This window comes from Lacisediminihabitans changchengi, from assembly GCF_016634425.1.
In the GTDB taxonomy this organism is placed as follows: Bacteria; Actinomycetota; Actinomycetes; order Actinomycetales; family Microbacteriaceae; genus Lacisediminihabitans; species Lacisediminihabitans changchengi.
This window is the reverse complement of sequence record NZ_JAEPES010000001.1, coordinates 186338-205811: the sequence shown is the minus strand read 5'-3', so window position 1 is coordinate 205811 and position 19474 is coordinate 186338. Positions and strand designations below refer to the sequence as shown.

Annotated in this window: 19 protein-coding genes; 11 read left to right on the top strand and 8 right to left on the bottom strand. The window is 68.1% G+C overall.

Annotated elements, in window-relative coordinates; genetic code table 11:
• Window positions 1-42: 42 nt before the first annotated feature.
• The 5 genes from IV501_RS01010 to mutM are packed head-to-tail and all read left to right on the top strand — an operon-like array spanning window position 43 to window position 3989.
• On the top strand, window positions 43-1389 hold the full coding sequence (locus tag IV501_RS01010; protein WP_200554555.1) for an aspartate aminotransferase family protein: 1347 nt from the start codon (window positions 43-45) through the stop codon (window positions 1387-1389).
• Window positions 1386-2042 (top strand): YceD family protein, encoded by a 657-nt coding sequence (locus IV501_RS01005; protein WP_200554554.1) that lies wholly within the window; start codon window positions 1386-1388, stop codon window positions 2040-2042. Before IV501_RS01010 ends, IV501_RS01005 begins: the two co-directional genes overlap by 4 nt.
• 54 nt (window positions 2043-2096) lie before the next feature.
• A complete protein-coding gene (gene rpmF / locus IV501_RS01000) occupies window positions 2097-2300 on the top strand; it encodes a 50S ribosomal protein L32 (protein WP_200554553.1) in 204 nt (67 codons plus the stop codon).
• Window positions 2301-2328: 28 nt separating this feature from the next.
• A complete protein-coding gene (rnc, locus tag IV501_RS00995) occupies window positions 2329-3027 on the top strand; it encodes a ribonuclease III (protein ID WP_200554552.1) in 699 nt (232 codons plus the stop codon).
• Window positions 3028-3053: 26 nt separating this feature from the next.
• Complete coding sequence (mutM, locus tag IV501_RS00990; protein WP_200554551.1) at window positions 3054-3989, top strand: bifunctional DNA-formamidopyrimidine glycosylase/DNA-(apurinic or apyrimidinic site) lyase; 936 nt, start codon at window positions 3054-3056, stop codon at window positions 3987-3989.
• A 167-nt stretch (window positions 3990-4156) separates the two neighbouring features.
• On the opposite strand, the gene IV501_RS16480 is transcribed toward mutM, so the two are convergent.
• Both IV501_RS16480 and IV501_RS00980 read right to left on the bottom strand, forming a co-directional pair.
• Window positions 4157-5524 (bottom strand): sensor histidine kinase, encoded by a 1368-nt coding sequence (locus IV501_RS16480; protein WP_200554550.1) that lies wholly within the window; start codon window positions 5522-5524, stop codon window positions 4157-4159.
• Window positions 5521-6213: a response regulator gene (locus tag IV501_RS00980; RefSeq protein WP_200554549.1), complete on the bottom strand. Its 693-nt coding sequence runs from the start codon at window positions 6211-6213 to the stop codon at window positions 5521-5523. The genes IV501_RS16480 and IV501_RS00980 overlap by 4 nt, the downstream gene beginning before the upstream one ends.
• 151 nt (window positions 6214-6364) lie before the next feature.
• Between IV501_RS00980 and IV501_RS00975 the strand changes: the two genes are divergently transcribed.
• Window positions 6365-6880 (top strand): hypothetical protein, encoded by a 516-nt coding sequence (locus IV501_RS00975; protein WP_200554548.1) that lies wholly within the window; start codon window positions 6365-6367, stop codon window positions 6878-6880.
• A gap of 6 nt (window positions 6881-6886) precedes the next feature.
• Here IV501_RS00975 and IV501_RS00970 read toward each other — a convergent pair whose 3' ends face one another.
• The 5 genes from IV501_RS00970 to IV501_RS00950 all read right to left on the bottom strand — a co-directional run bounded on the left by IV501_RS00970 (window position 6887) and on the right by IV501_RS00950 (window position 11492).
• Window positions 6887-7924, bottom strand: a complete 1038-nt coding sequence (locus tag IV501_RS00970) for a GNAT family N-acetyltransferase (protein ID WP_200554547.1) — start codon at window positions 7922-7924, stop codon at window positions 6887-6889.
• A 105-nt stretch (window positions 7925-8029) separates the two neighbouring features.
• Window positions 8030-8644: a response regulator transcription factor gene (locus IV501_RS00965; protein WP_200554546.1), complete on the bottom strand. Its 615-nt coding sequence runs from the start codon at window positions 8642-8644 to the stop codon at window positions 8030-8032.
• The gene (locus IV501_RS00960; RefSeq protein ID WP_200554545.1) at window positions 8641-9780 is read right to left on the bottom strand and encodes a sensor histidine kinase; all 1140 of its coding nucleotides are present in this window, start codon (window positions 9778-9780) and stop codon (window positions 8641-8643) included. The genes IV501_RS00965 and IV501_RS00960 overlap by 4 nt, the downstream gene beginning before the upstream one ends.
• 33 nt (window positions 9781-9813) lie before the next feature.
• A complete protein-coding gene (locus IV501_RS00955; RefSeq protein WP_200554544.1) occupies window positions 9814-10557 on the bottom strand; it encodes an ABC transporter permease in 744 nt (247 codons plus the stop codon).
• A 2-nt stretch (window positions 10558-10559) separates the two neighbouring features.
• Window positions 10560-11492 carry an ABC transporter ATP-binding protein gene (locus tag IV501_RS00950; protein ID WP_200554543.1) on the bottom strand — a complete coding sequence of 311 codons (933 nt, stop codon included), beginning with the start codon at window positions 11490-11492 and terminating at the stop codon, window positions 10560-10562.
• A gap of 176 nt (window positions 11493-11668) precedes the next feature.
• Here IV501_RS00950 and smc point away from each other — a divergent pair, with 176 nt between their 5' ends.
• The 4 genes from smc to IV501_RS00930 all read left to right on the top strand — a co-directional run bounded on the left by smc (window position 11669) and on the right by IV501_RS00930 (window position 17325).
• Entirely contained in the window at window positions 11669-15202 is a 3534-nt protein-coding gene (smc, locus tag IV501_RS00945; protein WP_200554542.1) for a chromosome segregation protein SMC, read from the top strand.
• A 114-nt stretch (window positions 15203-15316) separates the two neighbouring features.
• Complete coding sequence (locus IV501_RS00940; RefSeq protein ID WP_200554541.1) at window positions 15317-16078, top strand: SGNH/GDSL hydrolase family protein; 762 nt, start codon at window positions 15317-15319, stop codon at window positions 16076-16078.
• Window positions 16079-16139: 61 nt separating this feature from the next.
• Window positions 16140-17009 (top strand): signal recognition particle-docking protein FtsY, encoded by an 870-nt coding sequence (gene ftsY / locus IV501_RS00935; RefSeq protein WP_200554540.1) that lies wholly within the window; start codon window positions 16140-16142, stop codon window positions 17007-17009.
• A gap of 7 nt (window positions 17010-17016) precedes the next feature.
• On the top strand, window positions 17017-17325 hold the full coding sequence (locus IV501_RS00930; protein ID WP_200554539.1) for a hypothetical protein: 309 nt from the start codon (window positions 17017-17019) through the stop codon (window positions 17323-17325).
• Between the two features lie 41 nt (window positions 17326-17366).
• Here the strand turns inward: IV501_RS00930 and IV501_RS00925 are convergent, their stop codons facing one another.
• Window positions 17367-17879, bottom strand: a complete 513-nt coding sequence (locus IV501_RS00925; RefSeq protein WP_200554538.1) for a gamma carbonic anhydrase family protein — start codon at window positions 17877-17879, stop codon at window positions 17367-17369.
• Window positions 17880-18039: 160 nt separating this feature from the next.
• Here IV501_RS00925 and IV501_RS00920 point away from each other — a divergent pair, with 160 nt between their 5' ends.
• Window positions 18040-19395: an HNH endonuclease signature motif containing protein gene (locus tag IV501_RS00920; RefSeq protein WP_200554537.1), complete on the top strand. Its 1356-nt coding sequence runs from the start codon at window positions 18040-18042 to the stop codon at window positions 19393-19395.
• The last annotated feature ends 79 nt before the right edge of the window (window positions 19396-19474 follow it).

The following is a 19474-nucleotide window of genomic DNA, read 5'->3' as shown; positions in this document are numbered from 1 at the left end:
CCTCCGCCCAGCACCATCGAAAGACTCCGAAAGAAGACCGAAATGACCGACACCACGACCACCCTCAGCGACGCCGAACTCACCCTCGAGCTCGATCGAGCTCATGTCTTCCACTCCTGGTCGGCGCAGGGGGCATTGAAGCCGTTCAGCATTGCGAAAGCCCTCGGCAGCACGGTGTGGGATTACGACGGCACGGAGTATCTCGACTTCTCCAGCCAGCTGGTGAACATGAACATCGGGCACCAGCACCCCGCGGTCATCCGGGCCATCACGGAACAGGCCGAGCTGCTCACCATGGTCGCCCCGGCCAACGCCAATCTCGCCAGGGGCAAGGCGGCCCAGCGCATCCTCGATCGGGCAGGCGAGCCGTTCAACAAGGTCTTCTTCACCAACGGCGGCGCGGACGCGAACGAGAACGCGATCCGGATGGCGCGGCTCACGACCGGCAAAGACAAGGTGCTCTCGCAGTACCGCTCGTACCACGGCAACACCGGCGCTGCCATCGTCGCCACGGGCGACTGGCGACGGATGCCGAACGAGTTCGCCCGCGGACACGTTCACTTCTTCGGACCCTTCGCCTACCGCTCCGAGTTCTGGTCTGACTCGGTGGAGCAGGAGGGAGAGCGCGCGCTGCACCACCTGGAACGCGTCATCCTGTCGGAAGGGCAGTCGACCATCGCGGCCATCCTGATCGAGGGAGTTCCTGGAACCGCCGGCGTGCTGGTGCCGCCGCCGGGGTACCTCGCCGGCGTGCGAGCCCTCTGTGACAAGTACGACATCCGCATGATCATCGACGAGGTCATGTCGGGCTTCGGGCGCACGGGGGAGTGGTTTGCCTGGCAGGGCTTCGCGGCGCAGGAGGGCGATTGGACGCCGGACCTCATCACCTTCGCCAAGGGCGTCAACTCCGGCTACGTGCCGGCCGGCGGGGTGATCATCTCCGAGTCGATCGCCAACGCCTTCGAGGATGCGGTGTTCCCCGGCGGACTCACCTACTCCGGACATCCGCTCGCCATGGCATCGATCGTCGGCGCGCTCGACGCAATGGAGGCGGAGGGCATCGTCGAGAACGCGAAGACCATCGGAACGGATGTCCTCGGCCCGGGCCTCGCCGCGCTCGCGGCCAAGCACCCCATGATCGGCGAGGTGCGTGGGCTCGGCGTGTTCTGGGCGCTCGACCTGGTGGATGACGGCGCCACCAGGGCACCGGTGTCGCCCGCCGTGATCGCCGCGCTCAAGACGGAGCTGCTGCAGCGCGGACTGCTTCCGTTCTCGGCGGACAACCGCATCCACGTCGTGCCACCGTGCGTGATCACCGCCGACGAGGTCGCGCGTGCCCTCGCCATCTACGACGAGGCGTTCACCGCGGTCGAGACCAACGCCGGATGAGTAGCGCACGCGCTCTGGCGCGTTCGCGTATCGAAACCGACAAGCGGTTCGCCCAGGGCGCACGCCGCACCGGCCGTGACCCCGCGGCACCCGCGTACACTCGTCGGGTGCCTCACGTGATCAAAACCCCGTACACCGTCGAAGTCCATGACCTCATGCACCGCCCAGGCGAGATGCGCGAACGCACCCTCGACGTCACCGTGCCGGAGTCCTTCGGCAACGCCGTCATCGGTGTGAAGGAGGGCGCGCACCTGCACATCAACCTCCGCATGGAGTCCCTGCATGACGGCATCCTGGTCTCTGCCGAGGTCGACGGAACGGCCGCCGGTGAGTGCGTTCGATGCCTCATCGAGGTCGAAGAACCGCTTCAGGTCGAATTCCAGGAGCTTTTCGCGTATTCTCAAGACGAAGCTTTCGAGTACGAGGTTCACGAGGACACTATTGACCTCGAACCCGTAATCAGGGATGCGGTGGTGCTGTCACTCCCGTTCCAACCGGTCTGTCAAGACGATTGCCTCGGTCTGTGCCCGCAGTGTGGGGTGCGACTCCTCGACAACCCGGGCCACAAGCACGAGGACGCCATCGATCCACGGTGGGCGGCCCTGGGCAATCTGGCCGGCCTCGAAGACACGACAGACCAGCCCCAGTCTTAGTAATGAAGTGAACGGTGCCGCCCGCAGCGGCGCCGCGAGAGAGAGAGAAAAGCCATGGCAGTTCCGAAGCGCAAGATGTCGCGCGCCAGCACCCGTGCTCGTCGCGCCCAGTGGAAGGCCACCCCTCCCACCCTGGTGAAGACCGTCGAAGGCGGCAAGACCGTCTACAGCCTTCCCCACCGCGCGAAGGTCGTCGAGGACTCGACCGGCCAGCCCCTGTACATGGAGTACAAGGGCCGCAAGGTCGCAGACGTCTAAGACGCCCGCCTCACCAGCGAATACATTCATGCCCGGCACCAGTGCCGCGCGGGGTGAACTCGAGGAGTTCCTGGCTGTAGCGATCAGCCCGGAACTCCTCGAACTCGCGCTTACCCACCGCTCGTACTCGTACGAGAACGGCGGCACCGGCCACAACGAGCGCCTCGAGTTTCTCGGCGACTCCATTCTCGGCCAGGCCGTTACGGTGATGCTCTACCGCAACAACCCGAATCTCGACGAGGGCGACCTCGCCAAGCGTCGCGCCTCCCTGGTGTCGTCCGTCGCGCTTGCCGAAGTAGCGCGCACCATCGACCTCGGCCGCCACCTGCGTCTCGGTCGCGGGGAGGAGTTGACGGGCGGGCGTGACAAGTCCTCGATCCTCGCCGACACGGTCGAGGCGATCATCGGTGCCGCGTACCTCGATGCCGGCGGCGACGCCGCCACCGACCTGGTGCTGCGACTCATCGCCCCATTGCTCCAAGACCCGGAGCGCTTCGGCGCAGCGATGGATCCGAAGACCAGCCTGCAAGAGCTCGCCTCCCGCCAGGGCAAGGGGCTCCCGCGCTACGAGGTCAGCGACAGCGGCCCCGACCACTCGAAGCGTTTTCACGCCATTGTGTCGCTCGGCGGCGAGAACATCGCCGAGGGCGACGGCACCAGCAAGAAGCAGGCGGAGATGGCGGCGGCCCTCGAGGCCTGGACCACCCTCTCCTCCGCGACCGTCTAGTTCGACCCCTCGAGCCAGAGCTGTAAATGCCCGAACTGCCGGAGGTCGAGGTCGTTCGCGCAGGCCTCGAGCCGGCCGTGGTGGGTGCGCGGATCGCATCCGTTTCGGTCTTCGAGTCGCGGTCGCTTCGGCGCCACGAAGGCCCGAGCGAAGACTTCATCGAGCGCCTCGAGGGACGCTCCATCGAGGCGGCGGTGCGCCGCGGCAAGTTCCTCTGGCTGCCGCTGTCGGGCAGCGTCGACGAACCCGAAGCCCTCGTCGTGCACCTCGGCATGAGCGGCCAGGTGCTGTTGCGCTCGCTGGATCAGCCGGATGATTCCCTCCTGCGCATCCGTCTGGGGCTGGTCACCCCGAGCCCAGACAGTGGCCACCGCGATCTGCGTGCCGAACTCATCCGCCTTGATTTCGTGGATCAGCGCATCTTCGGCTCGATGGCGATCGACAGGCTCGTGCCAACGGATGACGGCCGTGCCGCCGGTCTCGGGTCGGAGCTCGCGCTGATCCCGTCGCAGGTGGCCCACATCGCGCGCGACCCGCTGGACCCGGCCTTCGACGACGGCAGGTTCTTCGCCGCCCTCGCGAAGCGCAAGACCGGCATCAAGCGGGCGCTGCTCGACCAGAACCTGATCAGCGGGATCGGCAATATCTACGCCGACGAATCACTCTGGGCATCGCGGATCCACTATGACCAGCCGACGAACACGCTCAGCCGGGCGCGGGCGAAGACCCTGCTGGCCGAGGTGCGGATCGTGCTGCGCAAGGCTCTCGCCGAGGGCGGCACTAGCTTCGACGCGCAATACGTGAACGTCAACGGGGCGAGCGGCTACTTCTCGCATTCGCTGAACGCCTATGGGCAGCACGGCGAGGCCTGCCCGCGCTGCGGTCGCCCGATCGTGCGTGACCAGTTCATGAACCGCGGCAGCCACTACTGCCCGTTCTGCCAGCGCCTCCGCACCACCTGACGCCCCGCTCCCGGCGTCACGCCCCGCCCAGTCCCGTAATTCAGGAGGTCGTGTGGCGAAAGTGGCGGCTGATGCGGGAGGGGAGAACATCCGTCCTTCCTGCCTCACGAGTGACACGGTGTCCTGAATTCGGGCAGCGTCACGGGGGCAGAGTCACCGGGGCAGGTTCAGACGGGCAGCGTCACCGTGAAGCGTGCACCACCGCCGGGGGCTGGGCCCGCCACGACGGTTCCCCCGAGCCGGGTGACGAGCCGCGCCGCGATAGACAGGCCGAGTCCGGTGCCGACCGGGCGTTCGTTGCGATACTTCGCCTGCAGTAACCCGCGCTCGAAGGCGTGCGCCGCATCCTCCGGGCTGAGACCCGGGCCGCCATCGGACACCGACAGCCGTACCTCGTCGTCGTCGCGCAGCGCCGCGATCGTGACCGTCGACCCGGCGGGTGACACTCGCAGGGCGTTCTCGACCAGACCGTCGACGACCTGGCGGAGGCGTCTCCCGTCGGTGACGATAACCAGAGGGGCGGGCTTGAGCGAGGCGGAGTCGAGAGGGGCGGACTCGACGGTGAGCGCCACCCCGAGGTTGGCGCTGCGACCACCCCAGGCGTCCCGTACCTGGGCGAGTAGTTCGTGCAGGTCGACCGGCTGCGGGTTGAGGGCGAAGTCGTCGGCCTCGAGCCGAGCGAGCTCGAGCAGATCGGCGACGAAGTGGTCGAGACGCTCGGTCTCGGCGACCAGGGTCGCGCCAACGGTCGCCGTCTCGGCGGCGGGGATCACGCCGTCGGCGAGTGCCTCGCCATAGCCGCGCAGCGCGGTCAGCGGCGTGCGAAGTTCGTGCGAGATCGACAGCAGGAACTCCCGCTGCCGCCCCTCGCTGGCGCTAAGGGAGGTGTCGAGTGCGGCGAGAGCGTGGCCGACATCCGTGATCTCCGACGGCCCCCGCGCCGGCAGCGGCAGATCGCGCTCGCCCGACGCCATCCGTCGGGCGGTAGCGGCCGCGACGACGAGGGGGCGGGCGATCCAGCGCCCGAGTAGCGCCCCCGCGACCAACGCGATCACGACGCCCACCACCAGGGCGATCACGATGCGGCCGGTGGTCGCCCTCGCGGGTGCCTCGAGGTTCTGCTCGGTGCGGGCGAGCACCACGGCGCCGCCGGCCGCGGTCGGTCGGCCTTCGACGACCACCGGCGTCACCGCGCGTCGCTCCACGACCGACACCGGCCGCCCGGCGAGCAGGGCACGCAGCTGCGCCGGCCGCAGATAGGCCGCGGCATCGCCGGTCACCGTGCCGTCGGGCGAGACCACGGCGACGGCAGTGTCGCCGAGGGCGAGTCGCGCCTGCTCGCCGAGTCGCGAGGCTGTCGCCGGATGCTCGCTCAGCAGCTGAGCCTGCGTGGCGAGCTGGCTGCGCGCCTCGCTGAGGTTCGACGAGCGCACCAGCTGCAGGGACAGGAGCCCGGTGACGAGCACAGCGAGCACGGCGACGCCGGCGGTGACGAGGGTGATCCGCCCGCTGAGCGATCCGAGCCAGGCCCTCACGCTTCGCTCCGTAGGTCGCGCGCGGCGTAGCCGACGCCGCGCGAGGTGACGATCGGGCTGTCGTCGCCGAGCTTCGACCTCAGCTGTGCCACGTGTACATCCACCGTGCGGCCGAGTCCGTAGTCGGCCTGTCCCCACACCGTGGCGAGCAGCTGCTCGCGCGTGAACACCTGCCCCGGGGCGCTCATCAGCTTGGCGAGCAGGTCGAACTCCAGACTGGTCAACGGCACGGGCCGTCCGGATGCCTCCACCCTCCGCTCCGCCGAGTGCAGCGTCACCGTGCCGACTCTCACCGTACCGGGGCCGCTGGCCATGCTGCCGCGGCGCAGGATCGTCTTCACTCGCACCACCAGCTCGCGGGGTGAGAACGGCTTGGTGAGGTAGTCGTCGGCACCGAGCTCGAGCCCGATGATGCGGTCGACCTCGTCGTCACGGGCGGTGACGAAGATCACCGGCGTCCAGTCATCCGCAGCCCGGAGCGCACGGCAGACCTCGATGCCGTCCAGGCCGGGGAGTCCGACGTCGAGCACCACCGCCACCGGGCGCAGGCGTCGGATCGCGGCGAGCCCGGCGCTGCCCTCCCGCTCGACGTGCACACCGAAGCCGGCATCCACCAGGTAGAGCCGCTCGAGGTCGGCGATGGCGTGCTCGTCTTCTACCACCACGATCAGCCCGCGCGACTCGCTCATCGCACCATTCTGCTCGGTCGCACGGCGATGCCAGCGGGGAAGGGGAGTGACTTTACATTCCCCGAACATGCACCGAACATCCCGCTGATCGGCGCAGCGGATGCTGAAGCCCGGTCGCACGGAGCGACCCACGATTCGACAGGAGCGCACCATGAACACCGGACGCAAGATCTTGACCTCTGGCACCGCCTTCGCGGCTGGCATCGCCCTCGTGATCGGCGGCGGGGCGGTCGCCGCGAACGCCAGTACCGCGGATGCCACGACCAGTACCACCACGTGCTCGTTCGCCCAGCACCTGCGGGTGGCATTGCGGGCGGCACCGGCCGACCTGCGGAGCGATCTAAAGACGCTCAAGGCCATGAAGCCAGGAGCGGAACGCCGCGCCGAGGTGAAGACCATTCGCGCGAAGGCGGCGGATGGCGGCTACGGCCCCGGGGTCGAGGCCAAGGCGCAGTGGCGCGCGGAGAACCCGGGTGTTCGCCTTCGCCCGCTGCCGGACGCACTCAAGACCGACCTGAAGTCGCTCCGGGGCGAGACGAAGACCGAACGAGCCACGACGCTCGACACCATCGCGACCACGGCGCTCGACGGCGGCTACGGAGCGACGGTCGAGACGTTCGCGAAGGCGGTGCAGTCGAGCGACGCCTGGCAGAGTTGCGGCAGCTGAGCGGGCCTACCGCAGCACCTTCTTCCAGGCGCCCTCAAATCCCATCGGCACGAACCCGACCGCCTCGTTCACGTCGAGCATGTGCCGGTTCTCCTCTGCGTTGAACGTGATGACCGACGGATGTCCCGGCCGCTCCCTCTGCAAATACTCGAGATTCGCGACCTTGAGCACCATCCCGAGCCGATGTCCGCGGTTGGCCCGGTCGACGATGGTGTCCTGCTGCATCGCGGGGCGCGAGAGTTCCGACGGTACCGCCAGCTCGGTCATCCCCACCAGTGTGCCGGTGGCGGTGTTCTCGACCGCGCTGACGAGGTGGGTGCGGTCGCTCGATTCGCGACGCTCCTCGTAGGCGGTCAGGCGCTCGGGCGTCCAGATGTCCTCGGGTTCGTCGAGCCCCGCAGACGGCTCGTCCGTACTCATCAGCGTGAACAGCGCAGTCATGTCGGCGAGCCACTCTGGCGGGGTGCGGTTGATCCACCGGTGCATCCGGTAGCCGTCGGGGGCGGGTGCGGCCGGAAGGTCGTGCGCCGGGAGCGGCAGGCGGCTCGCCCGCTCGACCTGTTCCAGCGTGTAGCCGCGGGCGAGGAGGAAGCGCACCTCGGCGCGCGCCTGCGGCACCGATCCGAAGCCGGTCGGTGGATGCAGGCGCTCGCCCGGTGCGTCGGGGATCGGCGAGTAGACGACGAGTCTGTCGACGTCGGCGGCCAGCTCCTCGGCTCGATCGGCAAGCGCGCGTCCGATGCCGCGGCCGCGGAATTCGGGAAGCACCTCCACGCTGACCCATGCGACCTCGGTGGACTCGTCCTGGCGCTCGACGACCGCCCTGCCCACGATGCCGCCGTCGACCCTGGCGACCAGGAGACGCTTCGGTTCGTGCGGGTCGCGCCAGTACGGAAGGAGGTCCGCGGCCGACATGAACATCTCGTCGGTGCCGTAGGCGGCGGCCTGCACCGCGTTGCGTACGACCATGGCCGCGGCAAAAGCGGGCCAGTCGCCGTCGTCGACGGCGTGAGGAACGGGGATCTCGTCGATGAGGGTTCTCATCGCTACCTCTCTGCCACTCGGTTCCGGGCAGCCGACCAGGTTAGTCTCCTGGGGTCGCGATCTGCGCGGATCGATACCGAAGCGTTGCTGTGCCGGGCGAAGAACTCAGCCGAGCAGCCAGCCGTTGTCGGCGGCGATACGCACGGCCTCGCCGCCGTTGCGCGCGCCGGTCTTGCCGATCGCGGACGACAGGTGGTTGCGCACCGTTCCCTCGGAGAGATGCAGAGCGGCCGCGACATCCGCTATCCGTCCCTCGGTGCGCAGCGAGAGCAGCACGTCGGTCTCGCGCGCGGTGAGCGGCGAATCGCCGGTCACCAGCGACTCGGTGGCCAGCGCGGGATCGACCACTCTCAGTCCGGAGGCGACCCGACGCACGGCATCGGCCAGCTGATCGGACGGGGTGTCCTTGACGATGAATCCGGATGCCCCAGCCTCCAGCGATCGCCTCAGATACCCGGGTCTGCCAAACGTCGTCACGATCAGCGATCGGCACGACGATCCCGATTCGGTGAGCTGACGCGCCACCGACAATCCATCGAGGCCCGGCATCTCCACGTCGAGCAGGGCGACATGAGCGGCCGTGGTCTGCACCAGGGGGAGCACCTCGTCTCCACGACCGGTCTGCCCGACGACCTCGAAGTCGGTCTCGAGGTCAAGCAGGGAGGCGAGGGCGCCGCGAACCAGTGCTTGGTCGTCGGCGATCACGATGCGGATGGTCACCGCGCTGTCCGGAACTTCTGTGCGGCCCGCACGGTCAGGGCGAAGCCGTCGCGCGCACTCGGGCTGATCGCGAGCTCGGCGCCGACCTCGCGGCTGCGCTCGCGCAGTCCGCGCAGACCGTTGCCTCTCTCGAGAGTGCCCGGTTCGACGGTGCCTCCTCGACCGTCGTCGGCCACGGTCAGCGCGTCCGGGCTCACCGTCACCCAGCAGGTCGACGACCCCGAGTGACGGATGACGTTGGTGACCCCCTCGCGCAGCACCCAGGCGAATACGCTGCGCAGTGCGGCATCGTCTGGGGCTCCGCGATCCTCTAAGTCCAGCCGGATGTCAGCGGCCGCGAGAGCCGTGCGCGCGGTGGCCAGCTCCGACTCCAGCGTCACCTCGCGATAGCTGGTCACCGCCAGTCTGAGGTCGGCGAGAGCGCCGCGGGCGAGCTGCTCGATATCCACGATTTCGGACTCCGCCCGTGCCGGGTCGATAGTGACCAGGCGGCGCGCCAACTCCGACTTCACGGTCACGACGGTGAGCGTGTGCCCCAGCACATCATGGAGGTCGCGGCCGAATCGCGCACGCTCGGCCTCCACGGCGAGCCGGGCGATCTCGGTGTTGGCGACCTCGAGCCGCTGGTTCGACCGTCCGAGCAATCCGAGCCCGATGAAGGTGGCTGCGCAGACCGCGGTGACGATCGGGGCGAAGCCGAGTCCAAGCGTGAAGTCGTTCGCCGCGCCGATCGCCAGTTGCAGTCCGACTACCCCCGCACTGATTGGAACGGATGCCGCCACCGGCAGGTTCGTGAACGCGGCCAAGGAGACGATCAGCAGCCACACCCAGATCGCCACCGGCCCGACGAGCGGGATCAGGATCGCGCTGACTGCCCAGAAGCCGAGCGTCACCAGGATCTTGGTGCGCGCGCTCTCCCGCCAGATGATGGGCCCGACGAGCAGGAACGCCGCGTAGATCACGGCAAGCAGCGCGAGCCCGCCGACCTTCTGCCCGACCGGTAGCGGCAGCGCCACGATCGAGACGACCAGGAGGGTCTGCCAGAGCAGCCCGGCGCCGCTGCCGATGTACCAGTTGCGAGAACCCGGTGCGCGCAGACGCTCACCGAGCGTCATGACATCGGTGGTGGCACTCATGTCAGTCACGCTAGTCGAACCGTCTCCACCAGCTCAGGACCGCGCTGCATCGCGGCGGTAGCGCCAGGTGATCAGGGCGGCCAGCACGACAGTCCACGCCGCGAGTATGGCGATCGGAACGAGGGCATCTCCGCTGCCGTGCGCGCCGATCTGCCCGAGTTTGTTCAACCAGTAGGAGGGCACCACCTGCGCAATGCCGATGACCCAGTTCGGCATGATCTCCAGCGGGATCCACAGCCCGCCGAGCACGGCGAGACCGAGGAAGACCACCATGAACAGCGGTTGGGCGAACGACGGCTTCGCGAATTGTCCGATCGCGACGGCGATCAGCGCGAACGGGATGACGCCCACCCAGACCCCGAGTATCGCCAGCAGCCAGTGCAGGGCATCCATCCTCGCCCCGAGGGCGACGATCGACACTGCACAGAGCAGCACGATGCTGGTGAGGGCGACCAGGAGCGCGGCCGACACCTTCGACAGGAGGTAGCCGGCACCGGAGAGCGGAGTGATCCGCAGCTGGCGGTTCCAGCCGATCGAGCGCTCGGTGGTGATCGCGAAGGCCTGTGAGAGGGCGGCCATCATGCCGCCGTACGACGCCATCTGCACAGTGGTGACGATCAGCCAGGGCAGCCCCGTGGTCTGTTCCTGCTGTCCGGCAGCGCCGTAGATCGATCCGAAGATCAACAGCATGACGAGGGGAACCACGAAGGTGAAGGCGAGCGAGCGAACGTTGCGCAGCTGGCGCCACGACTCGAGCAGGATGTAGCGGATCGGCATAGTCAGACCCCTTCAGTGATCGTGTGTGCGGTACGGGGAGCGGCGGAGGTGAGCGCGAGGAAGGCGTCGTCCATGCTGTGCGAGGTGATCTCGATGTCGCGGGCGTCTGGCACCCGGCGGAGCAACTCGCGCAGGGTGGAGTCCGAGTCGTCCGACACCAGGGTGAAGACGTCGGCGAGGCGGCGGAGGTCGCGCACGGCAGGGAGGGAACGGATGACCTCGGCCGCGGCATCCGCCCCACCCCCGGTTACCGCGAACCGGAGGCTACGCCCCGAGACCACGGCCTTCACCTCGGCCGGAGTTCCGTCGGCGACGATGCGCCCGGCGTTCATGATCACGATGCGGTCGGCGTAGCTGTCTGCCTCGTCGAGGTAGTGCGTAGCGAAGACCACGGTGGTTCCCTGAGCGGTCAATTCGCGCATTGAGCGCCAGAACTCGCGGCGCGACTCGACGTCCATGGCCGCCGTCGGCTCGTCGAGGATGAGCAGCTGCGGGTCGGACACCACCGCGACAGCGAAGCGAGCCCGCTGCAGTTGTCCACCCGAGAGCTTGGACACCCTTTGGTGAGCGAGCTCGCTGATGCCGGCCCGCTCCATCGCGTCGGCGACGGAGAGCGGCGCCCGGTGTGCTGCAGCCACGAGCGCGATGCTCTGCGACACCGTCGTCTCCGGCAGCAGGGCACCGCCCTGCAGCATCGCGCCGACTCGCCCGGAGACGATTGCCGCACGCGGGTCGGCACCGAACAGGGTCGCGCTGCCTGCGGTCGGTCTGGAGAGCCCGAGGGTCAGGTCGATCGTCGTGGACTTGCCGGCGCCGTTCGGGCCGAGCAGCGCGAGCACCTCGCCCTGTCGCACCGTGAGGTCGATTCCGTCGACGGCGTGCAGATGGCCGAAGTCCTTGCGAAGGGAGCTGAGCTGGATGGCAGGAGTCGTCATGACTGCAAGCCTTGCGGAGCAGACATCCGCCCGCCCACGACGGTCGTCACGATCGGAGCGTGACAATTGTCAGGCCCCTGTGTCTGAGCGCTGGCCTGCCGAGGATTGCGGGCGGGTTCCGGTACCGTGGTGCCTGGTCGATAGCAGTCATTCCTGGCGAACAGAAGGGGGCGGGCGTGTATCTGAAGAGCCTGACCCTCAAGGGATTCAAGTCCTTCGCCCAGCCCACCACCTTCGCCTTCGAGCAGGGCGTCACCTGCGTCGTCGGGCCGAATGGCTCCGGCAAGTCCAACGTCGTCGATGCGCTCGCCTGGGTGATGGGGGAGCAGGGCGCGAAGACCCTCCGCGGCGGCAAGATGGAAGACGTCATCTTCGCCGGCACGTCGACCCGGGGTCCGCTGGGGCGAGCCGAGGTCATCCTCACCATCGACAATTCGGATGGCGCGCTGCCGATCGAATACGCCGAGGTGACGATCGCCCGCACCCTGTTCCGCAACGGCGGCAGCGAGTACGCGATCAACGGCAGTACGGTGCGTCTGCTCGACGTGCAGGAACTGTTGAGCGACTCGGGACTCGGCCGCGAGATGCACGTCATCGTCGGCCAGGGGCAGCTCGACGCGGTGCTGCACGCGACCCCCGAGGAGCGGCGCGGGTTCATCGAGGAGGCCGCGGGAATCCTCAAGCACCGCCGCCGCAAAGAGAAGACGCTCCGCAAACTCGACGCCATGCAGGCCAACCTCACCCGGCTCTCCGACCTCGCCGGTGAGATCCGTCGTCAGCTGAAGCCGCTCGGTCATCAGGCCGAGATCGCCAAAGAGGCGCAGTCGATCGCCGCGATCGTGCGGGATGCCCGGGCTCGCCTCCTGGCCGACGAGGTGGTCGAGCTGCGCGCCGCCATCACCGCGAACTCACGCAGCGAGAGCGAGCGCAAGACCGAGCGCATCGTGTTGCAGGAACAGTTGGATCAGGCGAAACTGCGCGAGTCCCGCATCGAGCAGGCGCAGGTGGGCGACGCCGTCGACCTCGCCCGTCGTACCGCCTTCGGACTCGAGTCGGTGCAGGAACGCCTCCGCGGCCTCTATACGCTGGCGGGCCAGCGGCTCGCCCTCCTCGGTCAGCAGGCCGAGGTGCAGGAGACCGGTCAGGGCGTGACCCGCCAGATGGTGGCCGACGCTGCCGAGGAGGTGCAGCGCCTCGCGCTCGCGATCGAGGACGCGGAGGGTGTCTGGCGTGACGCCCAGGGAGCCACGGCGGTCGCCAGGGCCAACCTCGACGGCCTCGACGAGCAGATCGCCTACCAGTCGTCCCTCGTCTCTCGGCACGACCTCGAGCTCTCCAAACTCACCGGTCAGCGCGACGCCGCCGCCTCCCGTCTCGCCGCAGTGCGTGGCGAGGTGCTGCGCCAGCAGAACGCGCTCGATGCTGCCCTCCAACGCCGCGAGAACGCGCAGACCCAGTTCGCCTCCCTCGAAGCGGAGGCGGCGATCGGTGACACCGCCGACACCGATCTCGACGCCGCGTATCAGATCGCCCAGGGCGAGGTGACGGAGGCGGAGGCCGAGATCGACCGGCTGCGCGACGAGCTGCACGGCCACGAGCGCGAACGTGACGCGCTCGCCGCTCGCACCGGCGCCCTGTCGATGGCACTCGACCAGAAGGACGGCTCGAGCGCTCTGGTGAACGCGCGGCTCGCGGGCATCCGTGGCTTGGTCGCCGAGAACGTGCAGGTGCAACCCGGGTATGAGGCGGCCATTGCGGCGGCCCTCGGGTCGCTCGCTGACGCGGTGCTTGCGGAGAATCGCGACGCCGCGATCGACGCGCTCGCGCACGCGGGAGAGGCGGACTTCGGCCGCATCGAGCTCGTGATCGCCGATTCCGATACGGATGCCGTGGCTCCTGCCACCGGCCCCGGCGTCGTCAGCGCACTGAGCGTGGTCACCGCGCCCGACGGGGTGAAGGCGATCCTGCGCGATGTGCTGATCGCCGACGACATCCCGTCCGCCCGCGCAGCGTGGAACCGGGCGAGCGCCACCGACTCCCTCACAGTCATCACCAAGTCCGGTGACGTACTCAGCCGCCACGTGCTCAAGGGCGGCTCCGGGGCCAAGCGCTCCCGCCTCGAACTTGTCGCCGACCGGGATGCCGCAGATCACCGCCTCACCGAGGTGACGGCCCTGCTCGACCGGGCTCGCTTCGCCCTGGCCGAGCAGCGCGGACGCCTGCAGGTCGCCAAGGAGCAGTCGAGCCGTGCTCTCGCGTCGCTGCGCGAGTTCGACTCCCGCCTGGCTGCTCAGACCGAGAAACTCAACCGCCTGCGCGTGCAGGTCGAGGCCGCACAGGCCGAGGCCGAGCGCCTCGAGCGCGGTCTCGCCCTCGCCGAAGAGACGGTGACGGATGCCGCTGCCGCGGCCGACACCGCACGCCACGAACTCGAGAACGCGGCATCCCGTCCCCGGCCGATCCTCGACGTCGCCGCCCGTGATGGAGTGCTCGAGGAACTCGAGGTAGCTCGCGAGCGGGAGCTGGAGGCCCGACTGCAGGTGGAGACCGCGCGGGAGCGGGTTCGGGCGGAACAGCTCCGCGCGGAGCAACTCGCGCGCCAGCTCCAGGCCGAACGGGCCGCGGCCGAGGAAGCGGCGCGGCGCGCGGTCATCCGTCGTCGTCAGGTCGCGTCGGCACAGTCGGTGGTCGACGCGCTGCCTGCCGTGCTCGACGCGGTCGACAGGTCGGTGTCGGAAGCCCGCGTGGAGCTCGCCGCGCGCGAGGCCGAGCGTGCCGCGCAGAATGAGGAACTGACCGAACTCCGTCGCGGGGAGAGCGCGCTGCGGGAGCGGCTGACCGCGGTCAGCGATGACGTGCATGGCCTGGAGATGCAGGTCTACGAGAAGAAGCTGCAGCTGTCGAGCCTGCTCGAGCGCGCCGGCGGCGAGCTCGGCCTGGTCGAGGACGTGCTGGTGGCGGAGTACGGCCCGGACCAGCTGGTGCCCCTCGACGCCGGCCCCGAGCTAATCGACCCGGCTGTCGAAGCGCCGCCACCCGGCATCCCGTTCGTGCGGGCCGAGCAGCAGGCGCGCCTTGCCAAGGCCGAGCGAAAACTCGCTCAGCTCGGCCGGGTCAACCCGCTCGCTCTCGAGGAGTTCGCGGCTCTCGAACAGCGGCACAAGTTCCTCACCGAACAGCTCACCGACCTCACTAGCACGCGCAAAGACCTGCTCACGATCATCGAGGAGATCGACGAGAAGATGCAGGACATCTTCTCCAGCGCGTTCGAAGACACCCGTGCGGCGTTCGACCAGGTGTTCCCCGTGTTATTCCCGGGCGGAAGCGGCAGCATCCATCTCACCGACCCCGAGAACCTGCTCACCACGGGCATCGAGGTGACCGTCAAGCCGGCAGGCAAGAAGATCGAGAGGCTCTCGCTGCTCAGTGGTGGGGAGCGATCGCTGGCCGCGGTGGCGCTGCTCATCGCGATTTTCAAAGCGCGCCCCAGCCCGTTCTACATCATGGACGAGGTGGAGGCGGCGCTCGACGATGCCAACCTCGGTCGCCTGCTGCAGATCTTCGAAGACCTGCGCCAGACATCCCAACTCATCGTGATCACGCACCAGAAGCGCACGATGGAAATCGCCGATGCGCTCTATGGCGTCTCTATGCGGGCGGATGGGATCAGCGCGGTAGTCGGGCAACGGATCGAGTCGAAGACCGCCTGACCCACGTGTGTTTACATCGCGGAGCCTTGTAAACACGTTGACTCTGATGCGCCGTGTCGGCATAATGGGGGACACACCGGGCGGGGACTCGTTACAACGTACGAGGGATCAGTGATGCTCTCCATTCAAGAACGTGCAGCTGAAATACGCCGCATCATCGCGAAGACGGCGTGTCAGTTGGAGCTGTCGTACCGACGCAAGATCTCGTCGAACTCGGTGTACCCGACCGACGAACCGCGGGGTGCGGTCGAGGGGCCAGATCCGTTTTCCGTCGCCATTCTCGGGGACTGGAATAGCGTCGGTCTTGGAGTGATCACCTTCGATCTGTCGCTCGGTGCCTGTTTCTCGCGGGCGCTCGCGCACCGCACGGGGCACGGCGTGAACTGGCAGCTGGTGCCCGTCGAAGGCTTCCACTTGGCAGCCGTACCGGATTCCGCGGCGGCGAGCGCATCGAAACTTGCGGATGTCGATGTGGCCATCATCCAACTCGGCGCGCTGGAGAGCATGATGTTCGTATCACCGCGTCAATGGAGCGACGGCCTCGTCGCCGCGATCGAGGCGGTGCAGGCCGCGGTCGGTACCGCGGGCTGCGTGGTAATCGCCGCGATCCCGCCGATTGAGAAAATCGGATCTCTGACCAGGTTCACCCAGCGAGAGATCGGGCGGGAATGCCGAGAGCTCAACGCGGTGTCGAGGACTGTCGCCGAGCGGTATCCCCGCTGCCAGTTCACGGAATTTCCCGAGGGCCTCGCGGCAGAGGTCTGGATCGCCGAGACCAACGACCTCCGTTTCTCCCACAGCTACGCAGTCTGGGGCGCCTCGATCGCTCGTGAGGTGGTGCTCGAGCACCGCGGCGAAACCTTCGCACCGCGGTAATTGCCCGCTGACAGCGTGGGCGTGCTCCGGGCGTCGCCGATCTGGTCGGTAGCATGGTGCCATGGCAACACCGTGGTCCCTGTCTGGCGCTCTCAAGGGCATGTTCGCTCGCAAGACCATCGACGACGCGACCTGGGACGACCTTGAAGACGCCCTGATCACCGCCGACTTCGGCCCAGACCTCACCGAGTCGATCGTGGCCGAGTTGCGCGCATCCGTTCGACGGTTTAATACCACCGACCCGGCCGACCTGCGACGGATGCTGCGCGAGACCCTCGAGGAGCGTCTCTCCACACTCGATCCCACCCTCCACCTCTCCAACCGCCCCGCCGTCGTGCTGGTCGTGGGGGTGAATGGGGTCGGCAAGACGACAACCATCGGCAAGTTCGCCAAGTTCCTCGGCAACTACGGTCGCAGCGTCATCGTCGGTGCCGCAGACACCTTCCGTGCGGCCGCCGTCGAGCAGTTGGCCACCTGGGCGGAGCGGGGTGGAGCCGCCATCCAGAGGCCGCAGCAGCAGGGGCAGGACCCGGCATCCGTGGCCTTCCAGACCGTGGAGCGGGCGCAGCGCGAGGGCATCGAGATCGTGCTCATCGACACCGCGGGCCGCCTGCAGACCAAGAGCGGGCTCATGGACGAGCTCGGGAAGATCAAGCGCGTGGTCGAGAAGCAGACCGAGATCGCCGAGGTTCTCCTGGTGCTCGACGCCACAACCGGCCAGAACGGTCTCGCCCAGGCGCAGGCGTTCATCGAACACGCCGGGGTGACCGGGCTCGTGCTCACCAAGCTCGACGGCTCGGCCAAGGGCGGCTTCGTGCTGTCTGTGCAAGAGAAGACCGGCATCCCGATCAAGCTCGTCGGCCAGGGCGAGGGGATCGGTGACCTCACCGGTTTCACCCCGCACGTGTTCGTGACGAACCTCATCGGTTAGGAAGCTCATGTCGACGCCCGAGCCCCGCTACTTTCCCGGACGCACCGCCCTCGTCGCCCTCGTGCTCGCGATCGTCGGTGCCGGGCTCGGCTACGGCGGGTTCATCAGTGGCGTCGACGCGGCTCTCGGCGGTCGGCTCTCGGATGCCAGCATCGTCATCTTCTACGTCGGCACAGGTCTCCTCGTGGTCGCCGTGGTGCTCTCGATCGTCGGACTGCTGCGCACCAGCGCGAAAGTGCTCTCCACCGTCGCGCTCGTCGTCGCGCTTATTCCGATCGCCGGGCTGATCGTCGCGGCGCTGGGTGCCCGGCACTAGGGCGCTACAGCTCGCGATGCTTCGCGCCCGGCACTAGGGCGCTACAGCTCGCGATGCTGCACGGAGAGCGCCAGGTAGTGTCTGGCGTTCTCGCGCACGCCCTCGATCTCCTCGGCAGTCAATTCTCGGCGCACCTTGGCGGGCACTCCCGCCACGAGTGACCGGGGCGGGATGACCGTGCCCTCGAGCACCACGGCACCGGCGGCCACCAGCGAGCCCTTGCCGACCACGGCTCCGTTGAGCACTGTCGCGGACATCCCGATCAGGCAGTCGTCTTCGATGGTGCAGCCGTGCAGCACGGCGGCATGGCCGACGCTGACGCCCGCGCCGACGACCGTCGGGATGCCGGCGTCGCAGTGCACGACCACGTTGTCTTGGAGGTTGCTGCCCGGGCCGATCGTGATGTCGTCGGTGTCGGCGCGCAGAACTGCGCCGTAGAACACGCTCGCGGAATCGTGCAGTGTGACGCCGCCGATCAGCGTGGCGGTCGGCGCGACCCAGGCGGTGGGGGCGACGGAGGGTGTGCGGTCACCGAACGGCAGGATCAGGCTCATGCGGCAACGGTAGCCGGGATGGTGGCGAGTGTGGTCCCTGAGCTCGTCGAAGGGCGCCTCCTCTCCTCCACAGGCCCACCACTCGTTGGACTTATAAAAACCCTCTGGTCAGCATTATTGGCCCGATCGGAATGTCGGTGGTCGGTGAGAAACTCATCCTATGATGCTCTCCACCCGGGCCCTCGCGTCACGCATCGGTGCGTTCGCTGACGAGTGGGGAGACGTCGATCTCGAGGCGCTGTCGGCGGACGAGTTTCTCGCGCTCACCGCGGATCTCCGCAGTGTGCGGCGGGCTCTCGATCATGCACAGACGCAGGTCGCTGGCGAACTCGCGCACCGCTCAGCACCTCACCTCGGTGGCGACGGCATAGCGCGACGGGCGGGTCACTCGAGACCGGGGCTGTTCCTTGCCGAGTTGTGGCAGCTCACCTCAGCTGAGGGTGTCCGACTGTGTGAGGTTGGTGAGGCAACCAGGGCGGCGACCGCGGTGGACGGATCAGCGCTTCCCGCCCGCTACCCAGCCATCGGGGAGGCGCTGGCCACGGGTGCGGTCAGTGCCGACGCCGCGGCGGTGATCGTGCACGAACTCGAGCAGGCCGCCCCCCGCTGCAGTGCCGACGCACGTCTTGCCGGCGAACGGGCACTGGTCGATCACGCGCCTGGGTTGACGGTGAAACAGGTCGCCGGTATCGCCCGGCACGTCCGTGACCACCTCGACCAAGACGGTGCCGAACCACGAGATGTGATCCGCCGGCACCGCCGGTCGTTGACGATGGTGCAGCTTCCGGACGGAATGACCCGGTTCGTGTGGACCATGCCACCCGAAACAGCCGGACTCGTCCGCGCCGGTATCGACCATCTCGTAGGGGAGCAGTTGCGGCAAAAACGCGACCGCGACCAGCAGGGGCTCGCCACGGATGGGATGGTGGATCTCGACGACCGCACCATGCCACAACGCCGCGCCGATGCCGCCGAAGAGCTGTTCCGGGCGGCCATTGCATCCTTCGGGACGGCGCCAACGGTTCCTCTGGTGACGATGGTTATACGGATGACTCTCGACCAGCTCCTCGACGGGTGCGGTGCCGCACAGATAGACGGCATCGAGGCCGGGATCTCCGCCACCACCGCACGTCTCCTTGCGGCGGAGGCGAACATCATCCCCGCAGTGCTCGGTGGGGAGGGCGAGGTGCTCGACCTGGGCCGGTCACGACGACTGTTCAGCACCGCACAACGACAGGCATTGGCCGAACACTTCGGCGGCTGTGTTTTCCCGTCCTGCGCGCACCCACCCAGCTACACCGAGGCGCACCATCTCCACTGGTGGTCGAACGGCGGGCCGACCGATCTGGCCAACGGCATCCCGTTGTGCTCGTTCCACCACCACCGCATCCACGACGACGGATGGGAGATCGTGATGCGCGAACGGGTGCCATACTTCGTCCCACCACCGTGGATCGACACCGACCGGGTGCCCCGACGCGGAGGGAAGGTGGTGATCCCGATGGGCACTGGGTAGCGGTGGCACGACCGGTCAGACCAGCGCACGTCAGACCCAGGCGCCACCGGTCGGACCCAGCGCACCCCCGATTAGACCC

Coding starts and splice junctions, on each gene's coding strand:
- rnc (WP_200554552.1), top strand. CDS start 2,329: ATGCCCGGCACCAGTGCCGCGCGGGGTGAACTCGAGGAGTTCCTGGCT.
- ftsY (WP_200554540.1), top strand. CDS start 16,140: ATGGCAACACCGTGGTCCCTGTCTGGCGCTCTCAAGGGCATGTTCGCT.
- IV501_RS00930 (WP_200554539.1), top strand. CDS start 17,017: ATGTCGACGCCCGAGCCCCGCTACTTTCCCGGACGCACCGCCCTCGTC.
- IV501_RS00955 (WP_200554544.1), bottom strand. CDS start 10,557: ATGCCGATCCGCTACATCCTGCTCGAGTCGTGGCGCCAGCTGCGCAAC.
- mutM (WP_200554551.1), top strand. CDS start 3,054: ATGCCCGAACTGCCGGAGGTCGAGGTCGTTCGCGCAGGCCTCGAGCCG.
- IV501_RS00975 (WP_200554548.1), top strand. CDS start 6,365: ATGAACACCGGACGCAAGATCTTGACCTCTGGCACCGCCTTCGCGGCT.
- IV501_RS00940 (WP_200554541.1), top strand. CDS start 15,317: ATGCTCTCCATTCAAGAACGTGCAGCTGAAATACGCCGCATCATCGCG.
- rpmF (WP_200554553.1), top strand. CDS start 2,097: ATGGCAGTTCCGAAGCGCAAGATGTCGCGCGCCAGCACCCGTGCTCGT.
- IV501_RS00920 (WP_200554537.1), top strand. CDS start 18,040: ATGATGCTCTCCACCCGGGCCCTCGCGTCACGCATCGGTGCGTTCGCT.
- IV501_RS00960 (WP_200554545.1), bottom strand. CDS start 9,780: ATGAGTGCCACCACCGATGTCATGACGCTCGGTGAGCGTCTGCGCGCA.
- IV501_RS00980 (WP_200554549.1), bottom strand. CDS start 6,213: ATGAGCGAGTCGCGCGGGCTGATCGTGGTGGTAGAAGACGAGCACGCC.
- IV501_RS01010 (WP_200554555.1), top strand. CDS start 43: ATGACCGACACCACGACCACCCTCAGCGACGCCGAACTCACCCTCGAG.
- IV501_RS00925 (WP_200554538.1), bottom strand. CDS start 17,879: ATGAGCCTGATCCTGCCGTTCGGTGACCGCACACCCTCCGTCGCCCCC.
- IV501_RS01005 (WP_200554554.1), top strand. CDS start 1,386: ATGAGTAGCGCACGCGCTCTGGCGCGTTCGCGTATCGAAACCGACAAG.
- IV501_RS00970 (WP_200554547.1), bottom strand. CDS start 7,924: ATGAGAACCCTCATCGACGAGATCCCCGTTCCTCACGCCGTCGACGAC.
- IV501_RS00950 (WP_200554543.1), bottom strand. CDS start 11,492: ATGACGACTCCTGCCATCCAGCTCAGCTCCCTTCGCAAGGACTTCGGC.